The 16069-nt window shown below is 56.2% G+C and carries 11 protein-coding genes and 1 tRNA gene; 10 read left to right on the top strand and 2 right to left on the bottom strand.

What is annotated here, in order from left to right:
* Positions 1-5 precede the first annotated feature (5 nt).
* The 9 genes from Q31a_RS08230 to Q31a_RS08270 all read left to right on the top strand — a co-directional run bounded on the left by Q31a_RS08230 (position 6) and on the right by Q31a_RS08270 (position 13262).
* The gene (locus tag Q31a_RS08230; protein ID WP_145076492.1) at positions 6-1286 is read left to right on the top strand and encodes a DUF1552 domain-containing protein; all 1281 of its coding nucleotides are present in this window, start codon (positions 6-8) and stop codon (positions 1284-1286) included.
* Positions 1287-1670: 384 nt separating this feature from the next.
* Complete coding sequence (locus Q31a_RS08235) at positions 1671-2162, top strand: hypothetical protein (protein WP_145076494.1); 492 nt, start codon at positions 1671-1673, stop codon at positions 2160-2162.
* A 90-nt stretch (positions 2163-2252) separates the two neighbouring features.
* The gene (locus Q31a_RS08240; protein ID WP_145076496.1) at positions 2253-4496 is read left to right on the top strand and encodes an efflux RND transporter periplasmic adaptor subunit; all 2244 of its coding nucleotides are present in this window, start codon (positions 2253-2255) and stop codon (positions 4494-4496) included.
* 33 nt (positions 4497-4529) lie between these two features.
* Positions 4530-5570, top strand: coding sequence for an efflux RND transporter periplasmic adaptor subunit (locus Q31a_RS08245; RefSeq protein WP_145076498.1), 1041 nt, complete (start codon positions 4530-4532; stop codon positions 5568-5570).
* Entirely contained in the window at positions 5567-7885 is a 2319-nt protein-coding gene (locus Q31a_RS08250; protein ID WP_145076500.1) for a site-2 protease family protein, read from the top strand. Before Q31a_RS08245 ends, Q31a_RS08250 begins: the two co-directional genes overlap by 4 nt.
* A 382-nt stretch (positions 7886-8267) precedes the next feature.
* Positions 8268-9335 carry a cytochrome-c peroxidase gene (locus Q31a_RS08255; protein ID WP_145076502.1) on the top strand — a complete coding sequence of 356 codons (1068 nt, stop codon included), beginning with the start codon at positions 8268-8270 and terminating at the stop codon, positions 9333-9335.
* 155 nt (positions 9336-9490) lie between these two features.
* Positions 9491-10759 carry a hypothetical protein gene (locus Q31a_RS30045; RefSeq protein WP_197356459.1) on the top strand — a complete coding sequence of 423 codons (1269 nt, stop codon included), beginning with the start codon at positions 9491-9493 and terminating at the stop codon, positions 10757-10759.
* A 1166-nt stretch (positions 10760-11925) separates the two neighbouring features.
* Positions 11926-13065, top strand: a complete 1140-nt coding sequence (gene ribD / locus Q31a_RS08265; protein ID WP_231691121.1) for a bifunctional diaminohydroxyphosphoribosylaminopyrimidine deaminase/5-amino-6-(5-phosphoribosylamino)uracil reductase RibD — start codon at positions 11926-11928, stop codon at positions 13063-13065.
* A 124-nt stretch (positions 13066-13189) separates the two neighbouring features.
* Positions 13190-13262, top strand: a tRNA-Glu gene (locus tag Q31a_RS08270).
* 261 nt (positions 13263-13523) lie between these two features.
* Here Q31a_RS08270 and Q31a_RS08275 read toward each other — a convergent pair.
* Complete coding sequence (locus tag Q31a_RS08275) at positions 13524-13760, bottom strand: DUF1294 domain-containing protein (protein WP_197356461.1); 237 nt, start codon at positions 13758-13760, stop codon at positions 13524-13526.
* Positions 13761-14225: 465 nt separating this feature from the next.
* On the bottom strand, positions 14226-14435 hold the full coding sequence (locus Q31a_RS08280) for a hypothetical protein (RefSeq protein ID WP_145076506.1): 210 nt from the start codon (positions 14433-14435) through the stop codon (positions 14226-14228).
* Here Q31a_RS08280 and Q31a_RS08285 point away from each other — a divergent pair.
* Positions 14434-15981 (top strand): sulfatase-like hydrolase/transferase, encoded by a 1548-nt coding sequence (locus tag Q31a_RS08285; RefSeq protein WP_145076508.1) that lies wholly within the window; start codon positions 14434-14436, stop codon positions 15979-15981. The two genes, Q31a_RS08280 and Q31a_RS08285, sit on opposite strands and share 2 nt — an antisense overlap.
* Positions 15982-16069 lie beyond the last annotated feature (88 nt).

A 16069-nucleotide genomic window follows, 5' to 3' on the forward strand; every position in this document is an offset into this window, starting at 1 on the left:
TCGCAATGAAGCCTCAGCCCCCAACGTTCGTGAACCGCCGATTGCCCCGCCGCACCATCCTGCGTGGTGCTGGCGTAGCGGTTGCCCTCCCTTGGCTGAGTGCCATGGAACGGGCGGTGGCTCGCCCGGCAGCAGCTACTCCCAAGCGATTTGTGGCCATGTCACTCAGCCTGGGGTTGCACGAGGAGAATTTGGTTCCCGAGCAAGCTGGCCGCGACTACAGTCCCAGTATTTATGCTCGAGAATTCCAAGACATTCGTGATCGAGTTACGATCATCTCCGGTGCTTCCCACCCTGGGGTGACTGGGGGACACCGCGCCGAGGCCAGTATCTTAACCGCTGCTCCAATTGGCAGCTCCGGAAGTGCCCGCAATACCATCTCCATCGACCAGTACCTCGCGAAGCAATTGGGCGAGGCAACGCGGTTCTCTTCGCTCGTACTCAGCGCGGGCGGCAGCAATAGTCCATCCTACACCGAGAATGGATCAATGATCCCCGCCGAGTCGTCACCCGCTAAGCTGTTCAACCAACTCTTTGTGGACGATTCCGAAGCGAAGCGAACGCAACAAGCCGAGCGGGTGCGACAGGGACGCAGCATCATGGACTTGGTGGCAGAGGACGCCCGCCGGCTCCAACGCGAATTGGGAGCGATAGATCGCGATCGCCTCGACGCCTACTTTACGAGCGTTCGCGATTTAGAAAAACGCATGGCGGAATCCGAGCGTTGGGCTCTTCGCCCCAAGCCGAAAATCGACGAGCGTCCTCCAGTGGATGTTTCCAATCCGAACGATCTCGTCGCCCGGCAGCATACGATGCAGGATGTGATTCGACTTGCCCTCAAGACCGATTCCACTCGGTTGATCACGTTCCATATTGGTGGTGCGGGTGGCATCGTTCCCGTTGAAGGAGTTGACGAGGGGTATCACAATTTGAGTCACCACGGACTCGATGACGAAAAAATTGAGCAGCTGACGCTGGTCGAAACGGCTCTCATTGCCGGCTGGACCGACTTCCTGCGAGACCTAGCGGCAACGGATGAAGCGGACGGTAGTCTACTGGACAATACCCAGGTTCTACTTACGAGCAATTTGGGGAATGCATCCAATCACAGCAACAAGAACATGCCCGTTTTGTTTGCTGGAGGAAGGCATCAACACGGTAAGCACTTGGCCTTCGATCGCACCAATAATTATCCGCTGCCTAACCTATTCGTCTCTGCCATCCAGGAAATGGGGATCGAGGCGGATCGTTTTGCATCCAGCACGGGTACCATGACCGGCCTCTAAACGCGTTTCGCTGTTGAGGAGTGGTCCACGATAGCTCAGGCCCCCACGACTCACTTTCTACCCTCGTTTGCTTGTCACTGAGAATGCTCTTGGAATTCTGGCCCAAACCAGCTACTCTTCGCGGATATGGCCTAGTGGTTTAGTGCCCCATCCCTTGGGTTGCGCTAAGTCGACTTGTCCCCAGGCAGAGACTGGGAACGGGACGCAGGTTGCGTGATCGAGTTCACTTGCGCACCGCGCGCTGAGCGATCGCCCTTACGAATGCAGCCTAGCAGAAGGCTCGCTTCCAGAGCTGGGCGAGGTTGCCGAGTCGGCAAGCCTGAATGGTCAAGGGTGTATTCGTTTGAATGATACGATCTGAGAAGTCAGGGATCGAATATGGACATGAATAGGGAAGAGGAAAGTCTGCAGGTGGCATGGCTGCAAACGGCTGCTCGCGTCGATTCCTGTCTGGAATCGCTAGCGAAACGGCAGTTGATCTTTGCGCTCAGCCTGTTGGTACTCAGTCTCTGCGTGTTGTGTGGCTGCCAAGCGGGAGCCAGCGGTTTTCCGATGCAAAATATGACTCGCGTGCCACCTCCCGGAACGGGGACGTACCAAACCTCTGGCGACTACTACAACAATAATACGTCGGCCGTGCCCGTTTCCTCCAATGGGCAGTCCGCGGGTGCAACACTGGCACCCGTCGGTGGAAATTTGCCGACCACGAACCTTACTGCGAGCAGCAATTCTCAAGTGAACCCGGTGAGTGCAAGTGCAAGCTCCTCGGTTTTTAGCGATACAAAGGATTCCATCGCCTCGGATCCTCCCACGTTCGGCAGCTCGAACAATAACGCAGTCACGCCCGCCTCCTACAACTCAGGTATTGAGAACTAAAGCCGGCTTGCAGGCTGCCGCTGCAGTCTTCCCGAAACGCCCCCCTTCAGGCCTATCTCCTGAAACGTACAACGTCTTGGCTGGCTATCCATGGATGGAACAACGAGCAATCTCCCGCCTTCCGGATTCCAACCGGATCACAACTTTGCAGCAACTGCCTTCCCACCCGTAGATGGTTGGCCTGTCGAGAATTCAGCAGTCGCTTCGCTCGACACTCCCCTGCTGCGGCAAACGAAGTCCGAGATTAGAACGCTGGCTGCGGAAATTGCACAACTTGCGCATTCCCCCGTAAGTTTGGATGAGTTCTTTGCAGGCTTCCTACCAAGGCTATGCGCCGCTATGGGGGCTAAGGCAGCCGCTGCCTGGCGCTGTCCCAACTCCGACAATCTCCATCTGCCTGATGTGGCCTCGACGGTACCTCAGCCTCAGCTTTCAAATTCGGCCGGATCGTTCGTTTGTATCGCCGAGCACGCTATCCCTGCCTCCCTCCGGGATGGCACAGTCCCTACAGCCGGCCATCGGCGAATTTTGGAATGTGTGGTCGCAGAAGGCCAACCCGTTCTGGTGCCGCCGGGTAACGTTTCACTGGAAGCCGATCGGCCGAACAATCCGATCAACGATGCTTTGATTATCGTGCCGGTTCGCATTGAGGAGTCGGTCGCGTATTTGCTGGAAGTCGTACAACGTCCTGCAGGCGGGCCGACAGCCCAGCGTGGGTACCTGCGTTTCGTTGCTCAAATGGCCGACCTGATGTCGGATTATTTGCGCCGTCAACAATTGCGTGAGTACGCCAACGAACGCTCTCTGGTGCACCGCGTTGAGTCCTTGTTGGTTGAAGTCGCTGGAGCATCCTCTGCACAGCAGCGACAACAACGAACCGTCGATGCCGTTTTAGAATTGGTCGACGGCGAGCAAGCGTTTCTGCTCTTCGAATCGGGGCGTCCGCGAGTCCGAGCCGTGAGCGGTATCGCAGCCTTTGACCCTCGCAGCCAATCGATACTTGCCGCTGAAGAGTTGGTAGGATGCCTCCTCAAACCGCCAGCCGATCCCCCAACTAAGACTGGCAAGTCACCCAGCCCTGAGTCCTGCCCTCCAATGCAGACACTTACTGCTTCGGACCGGCGGCAACCAGCCAAGCCGATTTCTGGCTCCGAACCGCACCAACGTCTGATCGATGCGTTCTGCCAATCGACAGGCTGTCAGTCGGCGATCTTCACCACGATCGATGCGCAGGCTGGTTGGTCCGCGCTCGTCACCCTATCTAGTCATGGGGCTACCGAAGACGTTACTGATGAGGCCCGTGAAGCAAGGTGCCAACAGGTACTGCAATCGCTCGGCGCAATCCTGGCAGGTACTACTCGTCCAGCTTGGGGGGCCACCATCTGTCGGAAGCTATTGGGCATCGGAAACGCTCAGGTTCAAAGTCGTCGGCAGGTTGCCGAACGTTGGCTAATGCGGGCCGCGTGCGTGGGGTTGCTATTCGCCGTGGGGCTCTTCCCCGTATCGCAAAATGTAACCGCCACCGCGACACTCCACCCCGCGGACAAACAGGCTTACTACGCTCCGCTCGCGGGGATCGTTACCGAAGTGCTAGTGAGCGAAGGGGAGGAGGTGACTGCTGGGCAGATACTCTTGCGGTTGACCAACCGGGATCTTGAAAGCCAGCTTGATGAGCTGCAAGGAGAGAGGCTCGTCACACGGGAGCGGATTGCCGAGAAGAACCATCAATTGAGTCTGGGGAGGGATCTCACGGCTCAGCAGAGCGACCAATTGGAAGGGGAGTTGCAGCAGTTGCGGATCTCCGAAGGCTCGCTCTCACAGCAACTGGAAATCGTTCGCGAGCAGATCCATAGCTTGGTCGTTACCGCAGCAGCCGATGGGAAAATTGCGTCCTGGGATGTCCGCAATCGATTACTAAACCGTCCTATTCGAGCCGGAGATCTGCTGTTGACCTCCTTCGCTCCCGAGTCACCTTGGGCCCTCCGCATCGCCATTCCCGACCATCGAGTGGGGCTTGTCACGGATGCCATGGAAGCATCCGCAGAAGGGGTGCGGGTGGAGTTTTCTCTGAGTAGCCATCCAGATCAACTCTGCGAGGGACTGGTCCATCGACTGGCCGCTCAGGCAGTCGTCGACAGGGAAAACGCGCCAAGTGGAACTCCACCGCAACACGTGATTTATACCGATGCCGTTGTCTCTTCGGCAGTTCTGCCTCTCAAGAAAGATGGCGCTATCGCCCGCGCCAGCATTCACTGCGGTCAAGTTCCGGCTGCTTGGCTTGTCTTTCGCGATGCCTATTTAGCAACTCGCTCAAGCCTCCAGATGCTGTGGTAACCCAAGGGCACGGCCTATTCAGGAAAACTGCACATGAAACATGAGAATCTGGTCCCACCACAACGCGTACTCGTGGTCTCCCTCACACTCTGGAGCGTTTGTCTCCTCGCAGGGGATGGTTTGCCACATGCAGTGGCCCAGGAACGCCGGCCCGGTGCAGAGGTCACGCCCGAATTCGAGTTCTCAACGACGAGCACTCCTGCCAACGCACTTCCAGGAGACGTAGCTAGCGCCCGATCCCTAGCGGACGCTGCAGTAGGGCCGTCGACCGGTAGCTGGCTTCGCTTCAAGCAATGTCCCGTGCTGGTGGAACAGGCTGTCGACATTCCGGCGCTCGAGAGTGGAGTCGTCGAATCGCTCCCCATCAAATTGAATCAGAGTGTTACAAGCGGAGCGGTTGTGGCGCAGCTCGACAGCGAATTGGCGCAGCTGGAATTGCGTCTGGCCAAATTGCAACACGCTGCAGCCATGAATTTGGCACAGGATAATTCTGACGTCGACTTCCACCTGGTGGCATTGCAAGAAACACAAGAGGAATTGTCGAGCTACGAAAAGATTAGCACCAGCGTGAGTGACTCGGAGATTCGACGCAAGACGATGGAAGTTGGCAAAGCGCGCTTGGCACTCCTCCGGACGCAACAGGCTTTGTCAAGAGCCGGCTTGGAATCTGAAATGAAAAGCGCGGGGGTGGAAGCGGCTCAAAAACGTCTCGAACGTCGACGCGTTGAGTCGCCCATTGACGGAGTCGTGGCTGCTATTCATATGCATGCAGGACAATGGGTGCAAGCTGGGCAGCCTATCGTGCGCGTCGAAAATATGAGTCAATTGATTGCAGATGCCCTCGTTCCAATCGGTGACGTGGACCTTTCCACTATCGTGGGATCTGAAGTCCGTGCGTGCATGACAACCCCCGAGGGAGAGCTGCAGTTCAAGGGACGCGTAACCTCCTTTGATCATAAGGTCAGCGGGCAAGGGCTGGTGAGAATCCATTCCCGCATTGAGAACGTTCAAAAAGCAGGGCAATGGCAAGTTCTGCCCGGCATGACGATTGATCTGTTGGTAGCCCAACCATGAGTCAACCGAGAGCAGAGAGCCCGGTACTGAATCAACACTCCCAACTGCTTGCCCGCTGCGACCTTAGGATTGAGGCCTGCAACGGATCGGGGCATTCCCACGCTCCGGGTAGAACCGATTGCTGGAATGTGCTCGACCCCATAACGCGTCAGAGCTATCGCGTCGGCTGGATTGAGCGGTGGTTGTTGACCCGTCCTCGTCGCTCGCACTCACTTGAGCAGCTCTACCAAATGCTCCGCCGCGAATACCCCGAGTTGTCCATACTTCCCGAACAGTTCCTGTCGTTGGCAGCCAACTTCCAACAATTAGGACTGCTTCGAGTTCAAGGGACGCCAACACCCCTGAAGCCTAAATCCAATGGATTTCAAAGCTGGTTATCCAGCACCGTCGCTTGGCAGATTCGCGGTATTCAACCGGACGCAATCCTGTCGCGATTTGCGCCCCGCTTGGACATCCTGTTTTCTCGGAACGCTGTCCTGTTGTGGATCGCTGCGGCATTGATGACTGCCTGCGGCGTGGCCATGGAGTTTCAACGCTTGAAGAGTCAGGCGGGGCAATGGGATTGGTTGTTAAGTCCTGCCAGTGGTGGGCTGTTGGTCGCCGTGTTCATCGCTACCCGAGCAATCCATGAATTGGGGCATGCGATGGTTTGCAAACGCTACGGCGTCCGCGTCCCTGACATAGGGTTGTTCATCATTCTGGGGGCTCCTTGTGTCTACTGCGATGTTTCTGAGAGTTGGCAGTTGGCGAATCGCTGGCAACGCGCTGCCGTCGCTGCTGCCGGGATGTACTCCGAAATGCTGGTGGCAACTCTGGCCGGATGCGTCTGGCTGGCGACGATCGAGGGCCCACTGAATACACTCGCATTGCAAACCATGTTTGTCTGTTCCATCAGCACGCTGTTGATCAACGCAAACCCCTTGATGAAATTCGACGGGTACTACCTCCTCGCTGACTGGCTCGATGAGGTGAATTTGCGTGGCAAGGCTGACCGGCTCGCGCTGGTCTGGCTCCACGCCCTTGCGCTGGGGCGTTCGAATCGGCCCGCTGTCATGCCAGGGCACTCGCCGGAGCAGGGGAAACTTCCCCAGAAAGAGCATCTCACACGCGTTTCCGAATGGGAAGCGGGCCACACTGCTGAGATTGCTGGGGCCAGTGGACCGCACTTCGCCCACAAGTCTCTTTTGCTAGTGTTCAGTTTTGCTAGTTGGCTTTATCGGGCTGGTCTGTCACTCTCCATTGCGGCAGTGATTGTTTCAATCTACGCCAGTTGGAACTTTGCCTGGGGAGGTCGTGCGATGGCCGCAATTATTCTGTTCTCATGGTGGGTCTTACCAATCTCCCGTTTCAGCCACAGCCTCTACCAGGAAGCCTCGCGAATGCAGCGGCGGTGGCGTCTGTTTTTGCTGGCGGCGGTATTCCTGGTGGCGTTGGCGGCCCTGCCGGTGCCAACTCGAAAGTTCGCTAGTGGATGGATTCAACCCGCACAGACCCAAGGCGTGTTTGCCAGCACGACAGCGAAGATGATGGAATGCCGCATCCATGATGGACAACAGGTGCAAGCGGGACAACTTCTATTTCGACTGTCGAATCAAGAGCTGGCGATGCGATTGACGCAGCGCAGCGCTGCATCGGAGCAGGCCGTCGCTCGAGAGTCCTCCATTCGTCGGCAACGCGACATGCACGGCTTCGACCTGGACCTAACTCCCTACGAGGCGGATCGAAAGACAACTCAGATTCTGTATGAAAATACAAAGCGAGAACATCAATCGTTGTTCGTGTCGGCTCGGATTCCTGGATATGTTCTCGCCCAGACTGTTCCCAACGCCGAAGGTCCGTCGCGCTCCGACCAAACAGTACCAGACGCAACGTGGTGCAGCCCCGCCGAAGTCGGACGGGTTGTCCCGGAAGGTGCCTTGTTGGCCACCATCTGCAGTGAAGCGATGCTGGCGGTTATTCCTTTGACGGATCGTCAGCTGTCGGTCGTTGCTGCAGGTACCCAGGTCAAACTGCGGGTCGCCAATCCCGCTGGAAAGGTGGTGCAAGGGAGAGTCGCGGCAGTCGTTCAACGCGATGAAGTCGGTTTTCTCGCCAACTCGGACGATCACGCCGCTTTCCACGCCCAGGAGTCCATTCAGTCTAGGACATCTGGCAATAGCTATGCTGCCATCGTGGAAATGCCCACTTGGGACAGTCCGCAGCAGCGCCCCTTTCCGGGGGCGACCGTGGATGCGGTCTTTGCAGCACCTTCACAAACCGTGTTTTCCCTTGCTATCGACTGGCTAAAAACCAATCTGAGGTTCTTGGCGGACTGATTTCAGGCCGACCCTCCGCTGCTGTGGGACGCTTTGCCCCTCTTCCCCCTCCTTTTCCTGATACCGCTTGCCCCACCCACTGCTGCGCGTGACAATGGGGGGCACAAGATCCAATGGAACGGCGATAGGGAACGGCCAGCAATCCGCCAGGATCGTTCGGCGATCCTGATCCACCATACTGATCCACCCTACTGGGCCATCGGGCACGCGAATGCCATTCCTTCAGGCTGTGCGCCCGATGCGTTTCCGGAAAGATAGGGGCAACGACTCTTTGGTGTCGCAGTTGCGACGCTCCCACCGAGCCCTACCAGGATCTCCTGCCCTTGCACTCCGCCTGTGCCAACTTTATCCGAATATGAACAATTGCCGGACGATAAATACCATGAAATGCACTCTGATCACGAAACGCTGGCTTCAAAGTGGACTCGGTTTCGCGACCATTATTCTCGCCCACTCTTCCGTGCTCCCCCTGCCATTGATTGCAGAAGACGATGCTCAGAAGTACAACGACGGCATCGTGGAGGTTCCGCTGGGGCTCAAGCCGCTCCCGAATGTTAAAGACAATCCACTCACCCCGGAGAAGCTCGCACTGGGGCGACAGCTGTACTTTGATCCACGTCTCTCGTCGGACATGACCGTCTCGTGCGCGAGCTGCCACGATCCTAAAAAGGGCTGGTCCAACGGCGATGCAACCGCGGTGGGCATTGATGGCCAGCGCGGTGGACGAAGCGCCCCGACGATCCTGAATACTGCGTACCAGCAATTTCAGTTCTGGGATGGCCGCGCGGGCTCACTGGAGGAACAAGCGTTAGGACCGATCGAGAATCCCATTGAAATGAATCTTCCCATTGAGGAAGCGGTCCAAAGAATTGCCGATATTGAGGGTTATCAAACTCAATTCAAAAAAGTGTTCGGAGAGGGAGTGACTCGGGAGAATCTTGCACGAGCCATCGCTGCTTACGAATGCACCATTCTTTCCGGCAATGCCCCCTACGATCGGTTTAAGGCTGGCGATACAACCGCGCTATCCGAACAGGCTCAGCTAGGGATGAAGTTGTTTTTTGGCAAAGCGAATTGTTCCGGTTGCCACAGTGGCCCCAACTTTACGGATAACGGATTCCATAACCTGGGCGTTAACTTTCATGGGGAGACTCCAGATTTAGGCCGAGAGGTGATAAGTAAGCTGGCTGGAGATCGGGGTGCCTTCAAGACACCCACCCTTCGCGATATCGCCCGCACTGCACCGTACATGCACGATGGAAGCCTAGCGACGCTAGAAGAAGTCGTCGAGCACTACAATCGCGGCGCCGTGGCCAACGAGTTTCTGGACGAAGAGATTTTCCCGCTCAAACTCACCGACGAAAAGAAAGCCGCACTCGTTGCTTTTATGCGTGAGGGGCTGACCAGCGATAGCTACCCCGATCATGAGCCTCCCACCCTGCCTGAATAGCATCGCAGATCCGAGAAGCTGTCGCGCCGCGATGGCTCACCGCAATTCCACCAGTTGCACCGACCCCCACAAACCTTCTGTTTGCCTTGGTATTCCTTGAGTGAACGAACCGACGTCCTTTAGTCACAACAACTAGATTTCAGGAGAATATGCACGTGAAGATTTCACGATTTGTTGCCCTACTCGCTGTAATAGCACTCTCTTCCAACCTGCTTCCTCTCACCTCCTTCGCTCAAGAAGAAGCAGCTCCTGCGGCTGCAGCTGCCGAGGAAACTAAGGCAGAAGCTCCTCCAGCGGAAGAGAAAGCCGCGGAACCACCTGCAGCTGAAGAAAAACCTGCCGCCGAGCCTGCAGAGAAACCTGCGGAAGAAGCACCAGCCGAAGAGGAAAAACCAGCTGCCGAAAAGGAAGAGAAAGCCGCCGAACCCGCTAAGGAAGAAGCTGCTAAGGAAAAACCCGCCAAGGAGGAAGCTGCTCCTGACCTGCTCAAAGCTCAAGTCATTTTGGAGGATCTCAACAACCCTTGTGGCGTGGCGATTCAACCGGAAACAGGCACCATCTTTGTCGCCGATTCCGGCAATCACCAAATTGTTAAAATCGAAGACGGCAAAGCTGTTGCGGTCATTACCGATTTTCCCAAAGACGTTTACGGAAAAGGCCCCAAGGTCAACATCGGACCATTGGGAATGCACTTCCTCGATAAGAACACTCTCATCGTCGGTGGTGGAGGTATGCCCGATGGTGAAGAGCTTCTGCGTGCCTACAAGCTCCCCGAAGATGGCTCGGCGATCAAAGCCGATGCAATGAGCGTCTCCTTCAAGCTGGCTGAAACCGATGAAGTCAAGGGCGAAGGGAATTTCTACGCCCTGGCCAGCAACGGCGAAGCGATCTTCGTTTCCTGCAACGGCGACGATACCAAGGGATGGGTCGCGCGTGCAGCAATTAAAGATGGCACCATCGCGGATTACGAACGGTACTTGGCTACCAAAGAAGCTACCGATGTCGATGCACCTGTCGGAATGACGTTCAGCCCAGAAGGGTATCTCGTCGTGGGCCAAATGGGAGAGATCAATGTCCCTGGTGACAGCTTGATCACCTTCTATGATGCTGCCAGCAAAAAGATGCTGCTGAATATCCCCACCGGTCTGCATGACATCAGCGGCATCGCTTACAGCGGTCGCGGCCAAATGTACGTCATCGATTATGCATGGGCCGATTCGACCCAAGGGGGACTATTCCAAGTTCTCGAAGATGAATCGACCGAATCAAAGATTCGCACCAAGAAATTGCTGTCGCTCGACAAGCCAACCGCGATGGCGTTTGATTCCGATGGCTCTCTGCTAATTACCGTTATCGGTGAAGCCGATGAAGAGGCCAACAGTAAGGGACAATTGATCCGCGTGCCAGCCAACGCGGAGCTGTAGCCACCGCTGTCTTCAGCGACACAAGCCGAACTCGCCAGCGAGTTTTTTTCAGCCCGAACTCGCTGGCATGATCTATCCAGTGACTTCCCCATGAGGGGAGTCACTGTTCCGCCAACAGCAGGTTCAAAGCCCACCACGCGCCCCAGTGGTTTCAATCGCAACCCGCCGCGTGAGCAAGGAGAGTTGATCGCCGCTACAACGCAAACAAAGAGCTAGCTCCACAGTCAAACTAAAACACTCCGCAATCTCCTCCCGCCGTGCAACGGTCTTTTACAATCGCAACCCGCCGCGTGAGCAAGGAGAGTTGATCGCCGCTACAACGCAAACAAAGAGCTAGCTCCACAGTCAAACTAAAACACTCCGCAATCTCCTCCCGCCGTGCAACGGTCTGTTACAATCGCCACCCGCCGCGTAGGCAAGGAGAGTTGATCGCCGCTACATCGCAATCAAAGAGCTAGCTCCACAGTCAAACTAAAACACTCCGCAATCTCCTCCCGCCGTGCAACGGTCTGTTACAATCGCCACCCGCCGCGTGAGCAAGGAGAGTTGATCGCCGCTACATCGCAAACAAAGAGCTACCTCCACAGTCAAACTAAAACACTCCGCAATCTCCTCCCGCCGTGCAACGGTCTGTTACAATCGCAACCCGCCGCGTGAGCAAGGAGAGTTGATCGCCGCTACAACGCAAACAAAGAGCTAGCTCCACAGTCAAACTAAAACACTCCTCAAACCCCCTCCCCAGTGCAACGGCCTGTAGCAATCGCTACCCGCCGCGTGAGCAAGGAGAGGTAGTGTCCACGATAGGGCAGTTTAAGGATGCTACCTCCACGGTAACATTCAAATTGTTATTCAATCAACAGCCGCCTAAGCAAGGCACGAGTGGTTTTCGCTAGCGAGCGGTTGAGAGAGCTACCTTGGCGACAAGAGGGAGCACGCTTTTCTGAATGGACATGGCGTTCGGCATGGTTTGCCAGCTTTCACACGGTTCTATCTTGCTTGGGAGGCCACGTCTAAGACCGCAAAAGGGTATTTGAAAACTCTGCCTCCTCGCCAGATGTTCGAATCACTCCGAGCCCTGGTTTCATTCCGCCTCCTGCTCGCATTCCAACCGAGCCCGCCATCCATCTAACGTTTGCTAGAATTTGATTCGTAGAGCAGGATTCACCTTGTCATCTAATGACTCTCAACTCGACGATGCCCACTGGATGCGACTAGCGCTGCAATTGGCGGCACAGGGAGCTGGACACGTCGAACCCAATCCAATGGTGGGTTGCGTGATTGTTGCTCATGAGCAGATGATTGGGCAAGGCTATCACGAGCAGTACGGTCAAGCTCACGCCGAACGCAACGCGCTGCGTCACGTTGCCGAGCTCGGCAAAGCGGCCGAGCTTTCGCAGGCAACCGCCTACGTGACACTCGAACCCTGCTGCCACCACGGGAAAACGCCTCCGTGCACCGAAGCGCTGATTGAAGCTGGCGTTAATCGAGTCGTCATCGCTATGCTCGACCCCTTTGGACAAGTTAGTGGGCAAGGTGCCGAACAACTGCGGACCGCGGGCATTGCCGTAAGTGTGGGAGTCGAAGAGTTGGCAGCGAGGGAGTTGAACGCGCCTTACCTCAAACGCCTTGAGCAGCAACGACCGTGGGTGATTGCCAAGTGGGCGATGACGTTAGATGGGAAGATTGCGACGCATACTGGAGATAGCCAGTGGATCTCGGGGGTGGAGAGTCGCGCCGAGGTTCACCGCTTGCGGGGCATCGTCGATGCCATCCTGGTTGGTAGAGGAACGGCAGTCACCGATAATCCTCGTTTAACCGCGCGCGGCGATACGCCCCCAATTCGACGTGCCCTCCGCGTCGTAGCCGACTCCGACCTCCAGATTGCATTGACAAGCCACTTGGTGGAGACGGCTCGTGAACTTCCCACACTTCTGTGGGCTGGTCCGACAGCACCTGTTGAAAAAGTCGCCCAATTGCGGAGCGCAGGCTGCATCGTCCAGGTTTGCCCGGAGCCCTCGCGTGCAGCGCGTCTCGATGCGCTGCTGCGATTCCTCGTAACAGACCACCATGTCACGAATCTACTGGTGGAGGGTGGTGGGGGATTGTTAGGTAGTTTGTTGGAACTGCGACAAATCGATCAATGCGAAGTCTACGTGGCCCCCAAGTTGATTGGAGGAGCGACTGCTCCCTCTCCGATTGCCGGCCTGGGGCTAGCCATGCTGGCCGACGGGCCGCACAGTAGCTCGGTTCGGGTAACACCCTCGGGCCCCGATACCCACATCAGCTGCCGCTTTTCCTGGGAATGAAGCACCGATTCACTGCTTCTCCAAGCACTGGGGATAGCCAACGACCCGTCATCAACTAAACTTTAATAATAAAAACTTTAATAAACCGTTTACGGCTTAGCAGTGTTTGTCGACAACGTCACCAGCCCCGTTCGTCTAGTGGCTCAGGACGCCGGACTCTCAGTTCGGTAACAGGGGTTCGAATCCCTTACGGGGTGCTAGAGCAAACTGCAAACCCTTGGGATTTCGCTAATTCCAAGGGTTTTTTCATGTTTTGCCGATGCGGTAGGTCAGCAGCGGAGAAACACGGCGCGGTGACTCCCAGGCAATCCCGCAAAGCGTGTTGTCTTGCTCGTGTTGTCTTGCTCGCGGAGTCGCGCGGCTGACGTGTACGCCCTCCCGTGTGCAGGCTGGTTCAGACGGCTAGTGGCCGTTGCATGCCTGCTGCCTTGCCGTAGGCAGTTGTCCGTGTGCCCCAGCTAGCTGCGATTCCACCACCAAACGACGCCTGCCACCGCCGCAACATGCAGGCTTACGCAGCCGAGAAAGCGAATGCGGTAGGAGAGCTTGTAGGTCTTATGACGCAGCGCTCGACTAGCCAGCCACGCTCCTGGCCATCCGCCCACCAGAGACCACAGCAGCAACGTGCGTTCCGAGATCCGGGGGCGATCCTTGCCCGCCGCACTCTTGTCCCAGGCATACAAACCCGCCGTCATGCTGCTAGCCAACAAAATCCACCCTGCGTAGATGCCTAAAAGAAAAATGGGATCAACCTTACTTGTTGGGAGTGTTGAGGGAAGTAGATGCGTGCTCTTGCATGGTACCATTGGAAAGTCGTCGAGCGGTATTCCCCCAGGCTTTTCTGGCGATGGGATTAACCTTTCGACTTCGCGGGCGCTCGATTCTGAACTCCTAACCCGTGGCGTAATTCCTTAAGCCCCTCGGATCAGGCAGGCGACCGATGCGGGCTAGAGCAGTGGCGAGCTGAGGCGACGTCGGGCATGAGCAACAGAGCTACTGGTTCGCAAGACGATCAGCGACGCGCAATGGAACGCGACCGAAAAAACGGGCGGAACTCACCCCATATGCAGTTGTTTTATTGCTACCATGGCAGGGGGGAGTAATCTGAGGATAGGAGCAGTCCTTGCTCAACCACAGAAGTTTTACCATGCTACCTCCCTTTACTGCATGGCTTGCTGGTCGAATTTCATGTTCAATTCGAATGTTGGATTCGCATCCCGAATCGCATTGTGGTGGCAGCGAATGCGGCATTGCGTGCGTGTCGGGTTGCAATATTCACAAGCCGTTCCGAACAGCGATGGGATCCAATCCAATCCCAAACCCATTGAGAGATTCTTTTCTCCATCCTCCTCAAGCAGCTGAGTCATCATGAATCCAAAACTCGCCCTACTCGTCTTTTGGCTTCTCGTTCCGCTAGCGTCAGTTTACGCGGACAAACCGTCCAAGCCGAACATCTTGTTTATCCTTGCGGATGATCAGTCGCCCATGGACTTCGGCTTCTACAACCCAGAAGCATCCCTGCAGACTCCTGTCTTGGATCAACTTGCTAAAGAGGGAATGGTCTTTGACGCGGCCTATCACATGGGGTCGTTTTCCGGAGCGGTTTGCACTCCCTCGCGTCACATGATCATGAGTGGCCGCACGGTCTGGCATCTTCCCATTGGACCAGGTGCAAAGTCGCATTGTCCTCCTAATCTGGAAACGAATACCTTGGCGGCTGTGTTCAATCGTGCCGGGTATTCCACGATGCGAACCTGCAAACGCGGCAACAGTTACGAAGCGGCCAATCAGCAGTTCACGGTCCGCCAGGATGCTACCAAACGCGGCGGTACGGAGGAAACGGGCAGTGCTTGGCATGCCACACAGGTGCTGGAGTACTTGAACGACCGCGAGTCGAACAAGGACTCCTCGCCGTTTTTGATCTATTACGGGTTTTCGCACCCGCATGATACTCGTGACGGTACACCGGAGTTGTTGGAGAAATACGGTGCAGTCAATCACACTGATAAGAATTCCCTACCGCCGTCGGATCCCGATCAACCTCCGCTGCCGGCAAACTATCTTCCCACGCACCCCTTTCCCCATGGGCACCCCGGCCTGCGCGATGAAGTTGCTGTTAGCGGAGTATGGGGCAAGCGCGATCCACAAACCATCCGCAATGAAATTGGACGCTACGATGCTTGCAGCGAGAATATAGACATTCAGATCGGACGTGTGCTGGATAAACTCGACGCCATGGGAGAACTCGACAACACCTACGTCATCTACACGGCCGATCATGGAATGGCCGTTGGTCGCCATGGTTTGCAGGGCAAACAGAATCTTTACGAGCACACGTGGCGCGTCCCGCTTGTGGTGAAAGGTCCTGGCATCCAACCCGGCTCACGTGCTCCTGGGAATGTCTATTTGCTCGATACGCTCGCCACACTCTGCGATCTGGCTGGGGTTGAACCACCTGCCAGCAATGAAGGTATCAGTTTCAAGCCCGTGCTAGAACGCCAGCAAGACGTAGTACGCGATGTGCTGTATGGCGCTTATTGTGGAGGTACCAAACCAGGCATGCGATGTGTACGAAAGGGGGATTGGAAGCTGATCCAATACGACGTGCTCGATCACACCGTCCAGGAAAAGCAACTCTTCAATCTCGCGGAGAATCCCTTGGAATTCCTCGACCAACATCACGCTCCTGAGGTCATTGCCCAGACCGGAGTCACTCCCAAGGCCAACCAAACCAATCTTGCCAACGACCCGCAACACGCCGAAAAACTGGCGGAAATGGAAGCCCTGCTGCTTGCCGAAATGCGTCGTTTAGACGATCCCTATCGGATGTGGACACAACCCGACGATGGTCTCACTCCTTCAGCCGAACCGACTCCCCAAAAGAAACGCGTGCGTGGCAATTCCTCCAAGAAGTAACAGACAGAAAATCCTACAACTGCTTCCGGTCCCGACAGCAAGCTCCGCCAGCTTCCCTATCCCCTGCGGCGACGCTCCGATGCTCAAA

Origin of the sequence: Aureliella helgolandensis, assembly GCF_007752135.1 — a bacterium.
GTDB lineage: Bacteria > Planctomycetota > Planctomycetia > Pirellulales > Pirellulaceae > Aureliella > Aureliella helgolandensis.

Bases quoted from the DNA above. Each gene is read 5' to 3' on its own strand.
- Q31a_RS08240 (WP_145076496.1), top strand. From the start codon at position 2,253: ATGGATGGAACAACGAGCAATCTCCCGCCTTCCGGATTCCAACCGGAT.
- Q31a_RS08285 (WP_145076508.1), top strand. From the start codon at position 14,434: ATGAATCCAAAACTCGCCCTACTCGTCTTTTGGCTTCTCGTTCCGCTA.
- Q31a_RS08230 (WP_145076492.1), top strand. From the start codon at position 6: ATGAAGCCTCAGCCCCCAACGTTCGTGAACCGCCGATTGCCCCGCCGC.
- Q31a_RS08245 (WP_145076498.1), top strand. From the start codon at position 4,530: ATGAAACATGAGAATCTGGTCCCACCACAACGCGTACTCGTGGTCTCC.
- Q31a_RS08235 (WP_145076494.1), top strand. From the start codon at position 1,671: ATGAATAGGGAAGAGGAAAGTCTGCAGGTGGCATGGCTGCAAACGGCT.
- Q31a_RS08250 (WP_145076500.1), top strand. From the start codon at position 5,567: ATGAGTCAACCGAGAGCAGAGAGCCCGGTACTGAATCAACACTCCCAA.
- Q31a_RS08275 (WP_197356461.1), bottom strand. From the start codon at position 13,760: ATGACGGCGGGTTTGTATGCCTGGGACAAGAGTGCGGCGGGCAAGGAT.
- Q31a_RS08255 (WP_145076502.1), top strand. From the start codon at position 8,268: ATGAAATGCACTCTGATCACGAAACGCTGGCTTCAAAGTGGACTCGGT.
- Q31a_RS08280 (WP_145076506.1), bottom strand. From the start codon at position 14,435: ATGATGACTCAGCTGCTTGAGGAGGATGGAGAAAAGAATCTCTCAATG.